The following is a 13,604-nucleotide window of genomic DNA, read 5'->3' as shown; positions in this document are numbered from 1 at the left end:
GTGTGGACAGTACCGAGGGCATCCCGCACACCGGCTTCCACGCCGGGTCGTCCCCGGCGAAAGATGAAACCCGGGCCGCCGCGGAGGCGGCCCGGAGACGGGTCCGCATCATGTCGGCGACCTTGCTTCCCACCCTGCCGCACGCCGAGCCCGTCGCAGCCCCGGCCGCGCGTCTCGCACTGAAGACCGCCAGCACCTCCCGGGGACTCCTGGACGGAGCCTGGTGGCCCCGGTCCCGGGATCTGCTGAGCGAACTGCCCGCGCTCACGGACGTGTTGGATCCCCTCTGGGGCCGCATCACCCGCATCGCCGTCAACCCTGAGCACTGGCCGGTCATCCCCCGCAAGATTCCCGTGAGCGGGCACATCGTCAAGGTCGGCTGGTTCACCCCGGAGATCGACCCGCACAAGCTGCTGCTGCTCTCCTACGGCACCGGCCGCTTCGATCTCCTCGTCGTCCCGCCCGGGACCGGAGCGGAGTCGGCGGCCCGGCTGATGGCAGCCGCGTCCGAGGACGACGGCCCGCCCCTGACCGCAAGCGCTCTGATCGCAGCGGAGGACGCCCGGCACGGCGTCTCAGCCACCGACCGGCCACTGGACGCGGAGGAGGCGTGGGAGTACGAGGGCGGCGCCTCGGCGGTGTCCGCGACCGTTCCCGGACAGACCGGTACGCCGGGGCCGGTCAGCCGGTTGATCATCGGTATGTGAGGTGGCCGCCGTGAACGCCTTCCTGACGACCGCCGCCTTCCTGGTCCTCGCCGCAGTGGCGGCGTACGTGATCCACCGGCTCGACCTCCAGCACGCCGACAGGATCGCCGCGTACCGGTACAGCACCCCCCGGCCCGGCCGCCGCGGCCGCTGTGCGCCACAGCCGTACCCCGCACTTCAGGTGATCATCCGGGCTCCCAGCCGGCCGCCCGGCCGCGCCTCGGAGCCGTCGGCTCCGCCCGCGGCGACGCGAACCGGCGTTACAGCCGGGCCCCGGACCGGGCGGGGCGCGGCCAGGACCCGCGGACCGGGGCATCTGAGCAACTTCCGAACCGAGGCGCCATGACTCTTCCACAGCTGAACATCTACCGGCACGACCGGGACAGGCGGGCACTGGTCACCCTGGCCGGTGTGATCGACCCCTCCACCGCGCCCCAGGTGCGCGCCGCGCTGGAGGGGTGCCTGCAGGACGGCATCATCCTCATCGACGTCGATCTGACCACCGTCGACCGCTGTGACAGCAGCGGCCTGCGCGTCTTCCTCGACGTGTCACGGCACGCCGCCGAGACCCACGCGTCCCTGCGGCTGCACCACCCCTGCCCGCAGACCGAACGACTGCTCACGGACACGGGCTCTGCCCGTCTGCTCCGTGCGACGAGACCGGGAGGAGCGCGGCCTCAGCGGGCCGGGCGCCGAGGAGATCGCCACACGGAGCGGGCCGCCAGGTAGAGCAGATCGGCGATGAGGGGCAGTACACCGGCGGAGGTCAGACAGAGCGTGCCGACGACGCCGGCCCCGATGGCGATCAGAGCGACTGCGGCGACGAGCACGCTCAGGAATAGGACCATGACGGAATGCCTCTCTTGAGGGAACCGCGGCGTGGATGGCTCGGGGCGGTCGTGAAGACCTGCGCTGGTCGAGCGGCGCGGCTGACCTATCGCCCCCGCCGTCCCGACACCGTTGCGCCGGTCGCGCCCGGCGGTGACCCGTCAGCCCGGCGAACCGCGCCCGCTCCCGGTGTCGATGAGGATCTGTTCCGCCTGGCTGATGTTGTCCGCCCGGACCGCCTGGGCCATCGCGGTGCGGGCGGCGTCCGGTGCCGCGTCCGGCGGGACCACCAGCAGCGAGAAGATGTCCCGGTCGCCCCGGGTGATCAGGACCGTGTTGTCACCCACCAGGAAGGAATCGATGTGGACCACGCGGTCGTCCACGAGGATACGCGTCGGGAGACCTTCCCAAGCTGCGGTGTCCAGCCCCACGCGGGGGTGTCCACGAGGCCGTTCGGCCGGGTTGTGCGCTTCTCCGGCTGGAGACGACCGCATCACGTGAAGGTGTCCTCGATGGTGCGTGGTGGCCGCGCTCGCGCGACATGGGTTGCCGAGCTGCCCGCCCTGCTGAGTGCCCTCATCGCCCCCCCTCGGCCCGGTGAGCGCTGGGCAGACGCCGGGGAACAGGAGGTGTATCCGAGCTGGTCATGAGGACCACCCGTCTGTAGGGCAGGTGCGACAACGGGACCGCCTCGCAGCTGCCACGCTACTCCTGGTGCCACGCGCGCCGGCGTCTCTGAACTCGCCCTTCTGTCGACCGGCCCCGACCGGAACGGATCCAGCACACATGAAGCCGGGAAACCCCGTGACCACACGAGAACCACGGAGGAGTGTCTTCCCAGGCCAGGCGCCCTGTAGCGAGCGTTTCCGCAGGTCACAGGCGCCTTCGGAGAAAACTCCTAAAGCGGGTGCCGCAGGTTCGAATCCTGCCGGGGGCACAGACCTGAACAGCAGGTCAGAGGGGTAAGAGGCCCCCCGTTCTGTTCGAACGGGGGGCCTTTCTCGTGCCACGGATGCCACGCGTGGCGGGAGCGCCCGCGCGCCTGATCGGTCGGCGCACTCACCATCGTGGCTGACTGTCGTCGGCTGAGGTTCGTGCCCCAACCGTGCCAAGTACAGAGATCAGCCACGGTCAGCGAAGGAGTCTGCGGCCGAGTTTCGCCTCACCAAGTCTCGAAACCGCAGGTCAGTGGCATGACGCGGTTGCTCTCGTCCGGATCTGTGTCGACGGCCACAGCGAGCGGGATACACGTAGGCTCATACTGAGTCATGACAAAGCCTGCTGCACCGAAGCGTCACTTGCCTACCAGCCCCTTCAAGGCCCCGGTCACACCGGCTCCCAAGCACTTCGCCACGGGCGACCAGGTTACCCATGACGTGCACGGTCTCGGCCGGGTAATCAGCGTCGAGGACGGAATCGCGGCGCTGGTGGATTTCGGCTCGGCGCAAATGCGGATCTTGAGCCCGTACGCCAAGATGACCAAGCTGTAGGACCACTGTGCCCGGTCACGGCACTCCAGGCCCCATGAGGGACCTGTAACGAAAGAGAGACCTCTCATCAATCCCACGTCGCTGTTCTCCGCTCTGGAAAAGCAACCCCGCTACTCCACTGCGGCATCGCCGCCTCCGACGACAAACCCCTTCCAGGCCCCAGACTTCAGGGAAGACGAGATCTTCCTACTCGACGATGCACAGGAGCCCGCCTCAGGCATGCGTGCGGCGCGCCCCAAGGTGGCTTAGCTCCACGAATGACGGTGACTTCGGCAGCCGGCCGCGGGCCGTCTCCCATGCTGCGGAGGAGCGCGGCCGTCTCAGTTTCCGTCTCATTCAGCCCCGTTCACGGTCATTCAGACGAGACCCGGAGCCGTCCCCACGCCAGTGGCCATCCGCCCATGAACCCAGGTGAACGGCCCCGAACGATGCCCAGGACCCCACCACCACAGTTGGAAAGCGTGCGCCCCTGAGCAACCTCCTTGGGCCGCCGTGCACCGCTGCGCGGAGCAGTGCGCCTTCCACTATGGACATGTGCCCGGCAATCCTGCACTGGTCCGCACGACGGTCGAGACCGGGGGTGGGAGACGTGGCTCGTACGCAGTCCAGGTGTGGAGCGCTCACGGAGAAGGGCACTCGGTGCCGGCGGCTGGCGATGGTCGGTGCGTCGCGATGCAACCTGCACCGTGGCGAGTGGTCGTCGTACACCATCGAGAAGCGCAAGGAAGCCGAACGCAAGGCGAAGACACGCAAGCGGCGCAAGTGACCCCAGCCGGTGTGAGGTGACATCCATGGCTGACATCAGCGACAGCGGACAGCGGCGGCGCGGTGCAGTCTGACACGGCCACGGCCGCCCCACGCAGCACGGGCGGACAGGCGATCAGACCGAACTCCCAAAGCGGGTGTCGCAGGTTCGAATCCTGCCGGGGGCACAGAGGAACGCCTGGTCGAGGCCCTTCCGTCCGACGGACGGAAGGGCCTTCGTACTCGCAGCGCACATATGGCACACATGCCGTGCGCACCGATGGTGGGAGCTGTGCAGCATGCCCGTCAAAGATGAGCTGGTCCGGTGTCGGTACGAGAAGCTGGTCGACCGCTCGGAGAGCCTGATGCTGGCTTCCCTTGGGCCTCGCTACCGGGGCTGCCACGGACAGCTGATCCTGAGCAGCGGCGATCTTGAGGAGATGGGCGGACTGAGGGACGTCCGTCGTGCTGCACGCGAGGCGGGCCGACGGGGACGCTGCCGACGCCCTCGACGCAGAACTCCGCGGCCACGAGTAGAAGCACGTACGGTCGCCCGTCGCCGGCCCACCTTGCTGAAGAGGCGACGCAGCATGCCGGAAATCTGTCGAGTCCGACCTGCGGCGGCTCTACGCTTCCCGCATGGCCCATGGAAAGACGTCGTACGTTTGCCTGCCCTGCCGGGCCTCGTACAAGCAGCCCTACCCCGGCTACCACGACCACGGCCGTGTCTGTCCACGCTGCGCCGAACCACTGATCCACGTCGGCTCCGCCTTCGCAGCACCCAAGGGGCGGGACACCGCCGCCTGGCGCACCCTCTCCGTGCTGCTGCACGCCGGTGTGCGCTTCCACAAGAGCTGCTGCGGCGGCCCCGGCTACCGCCCACGCACCCTCAGCGAGGTGCGCGAGCGGATGGCCTATGCCCGGGCCACCGGAGAACCATTCGCTCAGGCGTTGGTCCGTCGCAACCTGCCCTAGCGGCCCGAAAGCAGGGGGCGGGACGCGAGGTAGCCACGCGCAGCACCGCCCGCGAGGGCCTGAATGACGGGGCGCGTCACCGGCCCCGCTCCCGACGGCAATGTCCCCCCGACGGCCCAACATGACGTGTCGCCCACATGGATGAACAATTGGCTGAGTAGTGTCCCAATCGAGGCAATCCGTGAAAGGCGAACCAAATGCGCATTCGACGAATCCTCGCCGCCGTCATCGCCACGGCAGCCCTCGCCGGACTCGGCCTCACAGGCGCCGCCACCGCCACCGCCGCCAGCCTCACCCCGGGCGAGTGTGAGCAGGGCGGCGGAACGGTCAATTGGGCGAACAACACGTGCAGTGGCGGTAGGTACGACGGGCAGATGGTCGACTGAACCCCACCAGGCGCCCCGCAGCCACGCGCTGCGGGGCGGTACGACTCCGATCGGAATTCCGTCCTTCGACGCGGGGCGAGGCTGCTGGTGTTCTCGATCGCAGGGCGCAGGGCGCAGGGCGCAGTTGCGGACGAAGCGACTGTCGGGCGAGAGGTTCAGGACGGACAGGTCATAACTGAGCCCCCTCACCGCGCTCTTCGGCAGGAGGGGGTTCAGGACGGCTCGTTCAGCAGGACGCGGGCGGGATGCTCTGGTCGTACTGGAAGACATTGCGGGGGTCGTAATCCGCCTTGATCCTGCGCAGTCGGCCGAAGTTGGAGCCCCAGTAGGCGGTCTCCCACTCCTGCATGCCGATGTTCGGCACGTTGACGTAGGCGCCGTCCACGTAGGGCCGCAGTGCCTGGCTGAATTCGGCGATCCAGGCCTGGGCCTGCGGGGTGAGCGGGTCGCAGACGCCCGGCCGGTCACTGCGCTTGCCCCAGCCGGCGCCGGGCTCGGCGTAGAAGAGCGCGTCGCGGTGCGGGAACGCCGTGCCGCCGCGGGGGCTCTTCCTGACCGTGCCCCCGAACGCCTGGACGAAGTAGTTGCTGTCGTCCGTAGGGGCTTTCCTGATGAACGAGGCGATCACGTCGATCGCCTTGGTCGGGAACGGCTTCTTGGCGAACTGCGAGGAGAACTTCCAGTTCGCGGGTTCGAGCGTGATCGGGGTCTGGAATCCCGCATACACGTCGCCCCAGTTTCCCACCTGCGTCTTGACCTTGGGGCTGTCGATCGACAGGAGGGGGGCCAGCAGCTTCTTCGCCTCCGCGGGTGTTCCTTCCGGAAGAACGGCGAACAGCAGGATCTGGTGCGGGTGGACTTCGAGCTGGGTGCCGAGGCGGTTGTCGGTGAACGGCATCGTGCGCTGGTAAGCCTGGAAGACCCTGCGCAGGTCGCCGATTCCGTCCCACGTGGCCGTCAGATACGTGACGCTCTTCAGCGGGGCCAGCTTGTAGGTGAGCGAGGTGACGATTCCGAAGTTGCCGTTGCCCGCTCCGCGCAGCGCCCAGAGCAGGTCGGCGTGGTGGTGCAGATCGACCTTGATCACCTTGGCGCACTCGCCGCCCTCCGCGACGACGATCTCGGCGCCGATCAGGCTGTCGCAGGCCATGCCGAGCCAGCGAGTGAGGAAGCCGAAGCCGCCGCCGAGCGTCGCGCCGGCCAGGCCCACGCTGCCTTCGGTACCGGTCGTCACCGCGAAGTTCCGCTTCGCGAGCGTGGTCACCGCTTCCAGCTGGTTGAGTCCGGCGCCGACCGTCGCGACACGAGCGGAGGCGTCGATGTGGACCGACTTCAGCTCGCTGATGTCGATCACGAGGCCGTTGTCGACGTTCGACCAGCCCTCCAGGCTGTGGCGGCCACTCCTCACGCGCAGCGCGACGTCGTTCTGCCGCGCCCACGTCAGGGCGTTGACCACGTCCTGGGTGTTCTGAGCGAAGACGATGACCAGCGGATAGTGGGAGAAGAGCTGGTCCCAGCCGAGGCGCGCGTCCGTGTACCCGGGGTCGTCGGGGCGGACGATGCGGCCGGTCAGTTTCGCCGGCCGGCACTGTGCCCCGTGCCCCCCGCTCACGGTGGCCTCGGTCACCGCACTCGCACCGGGGGCTTCGGCCGCCGCGACGGCCGGCACTACGACCGCGCCGGCACCTGCGACCGCCGTCGTCTTGAGCAGTCCGCGACGGGAAAAGTCGTTCATGGTCCCTGTCCTCTCACCGCCAATGGGTGCAAATCAGTCCTTTATGGACTTCATGCGAAGCGGACGCTAGCAAGGGCGCTCCCGGTGCACCGTCTCGACACGCTCGCGGCCTCGGACCAGGCGCCTGACGCCGTAGCCCCGCACCTCCCGCGCCGGCCGCGCCCAGACGGAACCGGTCCGCGTAACGGTGAACCGGGGAGGCACTGTGAGCCGCGCGGAGGTCTGACGGGCGACCCGTGGCCGGGCTGCCTGCGGTCGCCAGGGGCCGGCGGGCACACGGGCAGCCGCCGGCCCGGTGTGGGAAGCCGCGGGACGCCCCGGCCTCTCCCAAGGGGTTGTCCAGCGCGCTCACCGAGTCCACACCTGCTGTAACTCTTCGACCTAGATGGCCTCCAGCGGCATCCACGAGTGCGGCGCGGCGTGTTCTTGCGCTTGGCCGCGGAGAGCCCGCCTCGGGAGCTGCGTCTGTGACGGGTCCCTTTGGTCAGTGGTCTGGTCAGTGGTCGGCCACGATCAGCCGGTAACCGACGTCCATCGCTTCGAGCCCGAGCAACTCGGCGTGGCGGGTGTGCCAGCGGCCTGCCGCCAAGTCGTCCGCGAGCCGGGTCAGGCCCGGCGCGAGCGCGTCGTCGCCGGTCTGGGCCAGCATGGAGATCCCCGCGCGCACCTGTGGGTCGAGGTAGGCGTGCGGGCGGCGCCAGTACGCGGCCCCGAAGCCGTCGACGCAGTCGTGGGGGATGCGGACCGGCTCCTGGCGGCCCCCGCCGAGCAGGTCGATCAGCCGGTCGGTCGGGACGGCCCGGCTGTCGTCGAACGCGGCTGCCTCCGGGAGGTAGTCCCGTACGAGCCAGAACCGCTCGCGGAAGATCCGCTGGTCCCACGTCAGGACGACCACGCGGCGGCGGGCGACCCTGCGCAGCTCGCGGATGCCGGCCGCCAGGTCGACCCAGTGGCGGACGGTCAGCAGGGCCATGACGGCGTCGACGGCGCCGTCGCGCAGCGGGAGGTGCTCCGCGACGGCCCGCACCGCCGGAGCGCCTCCCGCCGGACGCTGGCTGATCATGACCTGGCTGGGTTCGACCGCCAGCACCGTCCGCGGTGGTTCGTACGAGCCACCGCCCGCCCCCACGTTGAGTACGTCTGTCGCGTCCCCGACCGCGGCATGGATCTGGGCGGCGATCCGCGGATCGGGTTGCCGCGTCCGGGCGTATGCGGCGCCGAGTGCGTCGTAGAGGGCCATGACGGTCAGTGTGCGGAGCCGCCGTGGTCGTTGGGGCGTTTGTCGAGCCGGAGTCGACCGGTGCCGGGATGCGGAGCGACGGGGTCGGGCGCCCCTGCGGTGGGCCCCGTCGGCCGCGTCGGCGTCAGAACGCAGAGCGTTCCCGCGCGGGCTCGGCGGAGGGCCGGGCCGGGGTCCGGCGGGCGGCCGTGGCCAGCGCCAGCGTGACGCAGAGCGAGGCCGCCGCCATCGCGGTCATCGCCATGGCCGGCGAGGTGAACTGGGCCACCGCGCCGGCCAGCGCCGCGCTCACGCCCTGGCAGGTCAGCATGCCGGCCGAGTGCAGTCCCAGCGCCTGGCCGGCCAGGTCGCCGGGGGTCAGGCTCATCAGCCGCTCCTGCTGGACCAGGCTCGCGCCGAAACCGGCGGAGGCCACGGTCACGCAGACCACCGCCACCGGCACCGGCGGGTGCGCGGAGAACACCAGGTACGGCGTCGCGAGCAGCAGCAGGAGCGGGGTCGCCAGCCGGCGCCGGACCGCGGGCCGCAGCAGACGGCCCACCGTCACGTCCCCGGCGAACATGCCGAGCGCGGCACACGCGAACAGGGTGCCCGCCGCGTGCGGTGCGTACGACACGTAGAGGGACTCGCAGCCGACGACCATGCCGTTGGGCAGCCACAGGCCGAGGTAGGTGAGGCGGCGCGGACGGGACGACCACAGCTCGGCGTTGGCGCGCCAGGTCGCCGACGGCGAGGGGCGGCCCGTGGCCCGGGGCGGCCGGGCGGTCAGACCGAGGCGCAGGACGAGCGCGGCCGTCAGGTACAGGGCCACGGCCAGCAGCAGACAGGCCCGCGGGGAGAGGGCGGCGAGCAGGGCGCCGCCGGTGGCGAACCCGGCGATCTGCATGAGCCCGCTCATCATGTTGAACAGCGAACGCCCGGGCAGGTAGCCGTCCTTGGCGAGGATCTCGTTCAGCAGCCCCCAGCGGACCCCGCCCCCGAGTGAGGCGACCAGACCCAGGAGCAGGACGACGGTGAACAGCGCGCCGAGCGGCAGACCGGGCAGCGCCTGCACCGCCGTACCGGCGGCGAAGGCCAGCGAGACGGCGGTGAGGGTGGTGCGCGGGGGCAGCCGGTCGGCGCCGGAGAGCAGGAGGGTCGCGCCGAGCACCTGGGCGAGGGACGGACCGAACATGCTCAGCGCCGACAGGAGGGGGGAGCCGGTCGCCCGGTACACGAGCGTGCCGAGGGCGAGGCCGCCGACGGTCCCGGCGGCGGTCTGGGCGGCGGTGCCGAGGAAGAGCGCGGTGAACTCGGGGGTGCGGAACAGGGATCGGTAACCGGGCATGTCGCGGAGTCTCGGGCGGGCCGCGGCGGGCTCGTTATTGTTTCGCCGTCGTGCGAAAGGTCCGTACGCGGCGTACGAGGAGGCGCTCGTGGGGTGGTGGCAGCTCAACGCGGACACCCTGGCCCGGAGCCGGTTCGTCATCTCGCCGCTCGCCGAGACCTTCGCCGCGCTGAAGCTGCTGCACGCCGGGCAGGGAACGCACCCCGGTGAGCACTCCTGGCTGGGCACGCACCTGCCCGCCTACCGGGACACGCTCGCGGCCGACCCGGTGACGGCCCGGCTGGTGCGGGCGGGGCTGGGGCGGGAGTGGATCGCCGACTTCCTCACGCCCACGCCCCGCGACGGCGAGAGCCTCCGGGACGGGATCGCCCGGGTCCGCGCCACCCGGCCGGCGGACGCCCGCGCGCACCTGCGGCTCTCCCTCGCCGGACCGCTCCCCGCCGACCTGGACCGGGACGACCTGCCCGAACGGGCGGCCGTACTGCTGGAGTGGGTGTGGGAGGAGACCGTACGACCGTACTGGGGGCGGCGCCGGCGGGTGCTGGAGGCGGATGTGGTGGCGCGGACCGCGCAGGCGAGCCGGGGCGGCTGGGCGAGCGTGCTGGACTCCCTGCGGCCGGGCGGCACGCGGTGGCTCGGGGACAACCGGTTCCAGATCAACCTGCACGAGTACCCGCCGCGCGAGATCTCCGGTGCCGAGCTGGTGTTCGTGCCGGTGACCGCGCAGCGCACGGGCTGGGTGGCCTGGGAGGACGATGAGCGGTACGCCGTGGTCTACCCCTGTGCCGGTGTCCTGGCCGGGAACGCCGACCGGGTGGTGCCCACCGGGCTGGGCGCGCTGCTCGGGCCGGGCCGGGCGGCGGTGCTGGTGCTCCTCGGCTCCCCCCTGAGCACCACCCAGCTGACCGCCGTGACCGGCCAGGGTCTGGGCTCGGTGGGCCGGCACCTGAAGGTGCTCCGGGAGGCGGGGCTGGTGACGCGTCGGCGGGCCGGGCGATCGGTGCTGTACGTGCGGACGGCGGCCGGCGAGGTCCTGGTCGAGGCGGGGGGCGATGACACAGGGGGTTGGTGACGTCCTGAGCGACGCCGGGCGACACCGGGCGAGGAAACCGGTCGCCTCCTGGGCGAGGCCGGGCAGAGGGGGATGGTCCGGCGGGGCTAGCATCCGGGCATGACGACTACTGAGCACAGCGGCTCTCCGCTGGACGTCGAGATCGGGGCCCTCCAGGGCGGTTCCGCGGATCTGTCGCGGTTCGCGGGCAAGGCCGTCCTCATCGTGAACGTGGCCTCCAAGTGCGGGCTGACCCCGCAGTACACCGGACTGGAGAAGCTCCAGGAGCAGTACGCCGAGCGGGGCTTCACCGTGCTGGGCGTGCCCTGCAACCAGTTCCTCGGGCAGGAGCCGGGCACCGCCGAGGAGATCGCGGAGTTCTGCTCGGCGACCTACGGCGTGACCTTCCCGCTGACGGAGAAGGTGGAGGTGAACGGGGCGGGCCGGCATCCGCTGTACGAGCGGCTCGTGGGCTTCGCCGACGCCGAGGGGCACAGCGGGGACATCCGCTGGAACTTCGAGAAGTTCTTGATCGGCCGGGACGGTCAGGTCGTCGCGCGGTTCTCGCCGCAGACCGAGCCGGAGTCGGCCGAGGTCGTCTCCGCGATCGAGGCCCAGCTCGGCTGAGCACGGCTCGGGCCCCGGTGGCCCGGTGGAAGGCGGTGAGCCCTCTCGGCAAGGACGGCGACTGGTCGAGAGGGCTCTCCTGGTGGTGCGTGTGCAGTTGTCGTGCGGACCAGGGTCAGGGAGAACCCCTCACGCCTTGACCGAGGACACGAAGGCGTTCCACGCGTCGGCGGGGAAGGCCAGGATCGGCCCCTCGGGCGTCTTGGAGTCGCGTACGGCGAGTTCGGCGGCGGTGGGCGACTTGACCTCGACGCAGGCGCCGTTGCCCGCGGAATAGGAAGACTTCATCCAGGTCTCCGAAGCGCCCTGAATCAGTGCCATGTCCACTCCTGTTGCGAGTTGCGGTAGTGCGGTTCACGCCAACCATGTCGTCTGACTGGCGTGATCGACGCTACCGGGCAACTGCTTGCTGCGGAGGAGCCGTTCACTCGACCGGATGGCATATTCCAGGTGAGCCTTCCATTGGAGTGGACCGGCGGTGTACGATCCCGCGCCCCGCATGACCCAGGATCAGTCGGCGTACAGTTTCGCCACGTCCGCGATGAATTTCCGGGACGCCTCCACATTGAGGGACTGCGCCCGCAGATGCTCGTACATCACGGCGTACTTCTGCACGTCCTGCGCCTTCTCCAGGTACAGGTCGCTGGTCACGCCCTCCAGGTACACCACGCTGGAGTCGGCCGCGTCGGCGAACTCCAGGATCGCGTACTGGCCGTTGAGCCCCGGGTGCGCGCCCACGTCGAAGGGCAGCACCTGCACGGTGACGTGCGGCAGCTGCGACATCTCGATCAGGTGCTCCAGCTGTTCCCGCATCACCAGCCGGCTGCCCACGACCCGCTTCAGCGCGGCCTCGTCCAGCACCACCCACAGCCGGAGCGGATTGGCCTGGGCGGTGATGCGTTCCTGTCGGCGCATCCGCACCTGGACACGCTTCTCGATCTCCGTGGTCGACGTCTCCGGCAACGCGCCCTGCACCAGCGCCTCGGCGTAGGCCCGGGTCTGCAACAGCCCGGTCACCAACTGGGGTTCGTACACCCGCAGCGACTCGGCGTCCGTCTCCAGACCGATGTACACGCTGTACGGGATGTCGCCGAAGGTGTGCCACCAGCCCTGCTGCCGGGAGTCCCGGGCCATCTCCATCAGCGAGTCGACCATCCGCTGGTCCTCGACCTCGTACACCCCGCACAGATCGCGCACGTCGCGCTGGCTGATGCTTCTCCGGCCGTTCTCCAGCCGGCTGATCTTCGACTGCGACACCAGCAGCCGCTCCGCCACCTCTTCGGCCGTCATGCCCTTGAGCTCACGGAGCCTGCGCAGCTCCTGGCCCAGCCGGCGCCGCCTGACGGTGGGATTGACATTGGACGCCACGGGACGCGCACCTCCGGCTGCCTGCCTGTTGCTTGACACTTTGCGTATCTGCTGTTGAGCAGACTGCCACCAAGGCGCTTTCCACCGCTGGGAAACCGTGGATATGCGGCCGGGGACGCGGTCGAGCGGGGCGGCGAGACCAGAGGATCTCACCGCCCCGCTCGGACCTGCGGCTCCCGAACCGGGTCTGTGGGGACCGGGGTTACGGCTCAGTGGGCCACGGCGCGTGCCATGGACCCGCGACGCGGCTGCATCGGAACCCCGCGTGCGGGTTCCGGCGCGGGCCTGGCGCCGGGCGCGGCCTGCCGGCCGGCCGGGGCCGGGCCGCGGCGCGGCTGGGCCGCCGCGCCGTTCTGCACGTCCATGACGGCGTGGGCGACGAGCCCGCCCATGGGGTCGTGCCGGATCAGATCCCGCAACCGGGACCGGGACGACCGGCCCTCGTTCCCGGGATACAGGTGCTTGCCGAGCCCGACGGCGTGCGCCAGGGCGGCGAGCGCCGCGGTCCGCGGGTCCGGCGGTACGCCGGTGCGGATCGCGGAGTCCAGCCGGGAGCGGATCTCCCGGCTGATGGCGGTGTCCGTCGCCTGGTAACGCGTCGTCGGCAGCACCCCGCACATCTGGCCGGGTACGGCGGCGACCATGCCGCACCGCTCCAGATGCGAGAGGTAGGTCTGCCTGAGCCCCAGCCGGGGCCCGCCGATCCAGTGGACGGCACGCACGGGAGCGCCACGCCTTCGCAGCAACTCCAACGCGCAGTCCAGAGTCGGATCTCCTGTCGGCCGTGGCACCACCACGGCGATACGATCCCCGTCTGGGGCTATCCGTCCGGCCAGCGCCAGCTCCACTAGCTGTGCACCGGCCAGACCGAGGTCGAGCGACTGCGGCTGCGCAGTGGTACCCGTGGCCGGGTCCAGTGCGAGCAACAGAAGCTCCTCCGGAAGTGTTCTGCGGCTCCTGCCCATCCATGCCTCCCCGCGTGGATGAATGACAGGGTGACCCCTCTCACATTGGTCTGTCGAGGGTGCGTGACCGGTTCGTGAGGGAACCGGTAGGTATGTCGTTCTCGTCTACCGCAGGGGCCAAGTCCTCACACAGGACACTGGTACATGGTTCGGACAGGGCG

The 13,604-nt window shown here is 70.4% G+C and carries 15 protein-coding genes and 2 pseudogenes; 10 read left to right on the top strand and 7 right to left on the bottom strand.

All coding sequences use genetic code 11. From position 1 onward, the window contains the following. Window positions 1-2 precede the first annotated feature (2 nt). Genes IE294_RS11780 through IE294_RS11770 form a run of 3 tightly spaced genes read left to right on the top strand, consistent with a single transcriptional unit; the run spans window position 3 to window position 1,436 of the window. Complete coding sequence (locus IE294_RS11780) at window positions 3-707, top strand: DUF5994 family protein (RefSeq protein ID WP_189885048.1); 705 nt, start codon at window positions 3-5, stop codon at window positions 705-707. Window positions 708-717: 10 nt separating this feature from the next. After that, the gene (locus IE294_RS11775) at window positions 718-1,053 is read left to right on the top strand and encodes a hypothetical protein (protein WP_229917134.1); all 336 of its coding nucleotides are present in this window, start codon (window positions 718-720) and stop codon (window positions 1,051-1,053) included. Beyond that, complete coding sequence (locus IE294_RS11770; protein WP_189885046.1) at window positions 1,050-1,436, top strand: STAS domain-containing protein; 387 nt, start codon at window positions 1,050-1,052, stop codon at window positions 1,434-1,436. Before IE294_RS11775 ends, IE294_RS11770 begins: the two co-directional genes overlap by 4 nt. Window positions 1,437-1,696: 260 nt before the next feature. Here IE294_RS11770 and IE294_RS11765 read toward each other — a convergent pair. Further along, window positions 1,697-1,969 (bottom strand): annotated as a pseudogene (locus IE294_RS11765) (DUF5994 family protein); the annotation flags it as partial. Between IE294_RS11765 and IE294_RS47515 the strand changes: the two are divergent. From IE294_RS47515 to IE294_RS11745, 5 genes and pseudogenes are all read left to right on the top strand, one after another. After that, a pseudogene (locus IE294_RS47515) lies at window positions 1,948-2,113 on the top strand (DUF5994 family protein); the annotation flags it as partial. The pseudogenes IE294_RS11765 and IE294_RS47515 overlap by 22 nt on opposite strands. Before the next feature lie 690 nt (window positions 2,114-2,803). After that, entirely contained in the window at window positions 2,804-3,025 is a 222-nt protein-coding gene (locus IE294_RS11760) for a hypothetical protein (RefSeq protein WP_189885042.1), read from the top strand. A gap of 589 nt (window positions 3,026-3,614) precedes the next feature. Next, entirely contained in the window at window positions 3,615-3,791 is a 177-nt protein-coding gene (locus IE294_RS11755) for an HGGxSTG domain-containing protein (protein WP_189885039.1), read from the top strand. A gap of 617 nt (window positions 3,792-4,408) precedes the next feature. After that, window positions 4,409-4,744: a deoxyxylulose-5-phosphate synthase gene (locus tag IE294_RS11750; protein ID WP_189885037.1), complete on the top strand. Its 336-nt coding sequence runs from the start codon at window positions 4,409-4,411 to the stop codon at window positions 4,742-4,744. 197 nt (window positions 4,745-4,941) lie between these two features. Beyond that, the gene (locus IE294_RS11745; protein WP_189885035.1) at window positions 4,942-5,130 is read left to right on the top strand and encodes a hypothetical protein; all 189 of its coding nucleotides are present in this window, start codon (window positions 4,942-4,944) and stop codon (window positions 5,128-5,130) included. Window positions 5,131-5,356: 226 nt separating this feature from the next. Here the strand turns inward: IE294_RS11745 and IE294_RS11740 are convergent, their stop codons facing one another. The 3 genes from IE294_RS11740 to IE294_RS11730 form a co-directional block, all read right to left on the bottom strand. Beyond that, window positions 5,357-6,865: an FAD-binding oxidoreductase gene (locus IE294_RS11740; RefSeq protein ID WP_189885034.1), complete on the bottom strand. Its 1,509-nt coding sequence runs from the start codon at window positions 6,863-6,865 to the stop codon at window positions 5,357-5,359. Between the two features lie 496 nt (window positions 6,866-7,361). Beyond that, window positions 7,362-8,105 carry a methyltransferase domain-containing protein gene (locus IE294_RS11735; RefSeq protein WP_189885032.1) on the bottom strand — a complete coding sequence of 248 codons (744 nt, stop codon included), beginning with the start codon at window positions 8,103-8,105 and terminating at the stop codon, window positions 7,362-7,364. Between the two features lie 124 nt (window positions 8,106-8,229). Next, window positions 8,230-9,432 carry an MFS transporter gene (locus IE294_RS11730; RefSeq protein WP_189885030.1) on the bottom strand — a complete coding sequence of 401 codons (1,203 nt, stop codon included), beginning with the start codon at window positions 9,430-9,432 and terminating at the stop codon, window positions 8,230-8,232. Between the two features lie 88 nt (window positions 9,433-9,520). On the opposite strand from IE294_RS11730, the gene IE294_RS11725 reads away from it, so the two are divergent. Together IE294_RS11725 and IE294_RS11720 are read left to right on the top strand one after the other, a co-directional pair. Next, a complete protein-coding gene (locus tag IE294_RS11725) occupies window positions 9,521-10,504 on the top strand; it encodes an ArsR/SmtB family transcription factor (RefSeq protein WP_189885028.1) in 984 nt (327 codons plus the stop codon). Window positions 10,505-10,603: 99 nt separating this feature from the next. Beyond that, window positions 10,604-11,110, top strand: coding sequence for a glutathione peroxidase (locus IE294_RS11720; RefSeq protein ID WP_229917133.1), 507 nt, complete (start codon window positions 10,604-10,606; stop codon window positions 11,108-11,110). 129 nt (window positions 11,111-11,239) lie between these two features. On the opposite strand, the gene IE294_RS11715 is transcribed toward IE294_RS11720, so the two are convergent. From IE294_RS11715 to IE294_RS11705, 3 genes are all read right to left on the bottom strand, one after another. Continuing rightward, complete coding sequence (locus IE294_RS11715; RefSeq protein ID WP_030642837.1) at window positions 11,240-11,431, bottom strand: DUF397 domain-containing protein; 192 nt, start codon at window positions 11,429-11,431, stop codon at window positions 11,240-11,242. Window positions 11,432-11,620: 189 nt separating this feature from the next. Next, on the bottom strand, window positions 11,621-12,478 hold the full coding sequence (locus tag IE294_RS11710; RefSeq protein WP_189885027.1) for a helix-turn-helix domain-containing protein: 858 nt from the start codon (window positions 12,476-12,478) through the stop codon (window positions 11,621-11,623). Between the two features lie 209 nt (window positions 12,479-12,687). After that, complete coding sequence (locus IE294_RS11705; protein ID WP_189885025.1) at window positions 12,688-13,443, bottom strand: GOLPH3/VPS74 family protein; 756 nt, start codon at window positions 13,441-13,443, stop codon at window positions 12,688-12,690. Window positions 13,444-13,604: the final 161 nt, after the last annotated feature.

Origin of the sequence: Streptomyces canarius (genome assembly GCF_014650735.1) — a bacterium.
GTDB lineage: Bacteria > Actinomycetota > Actinomycetes > Streptomycetales > Streptomycetaceae > Streptomyces > Streptomyces olivaceoviridis.
The sequence above is the reverse complement of the archived record's forward strand: the minus strand, read 5'-3'. Positions and strand labels throughout refer to the sequence as shown.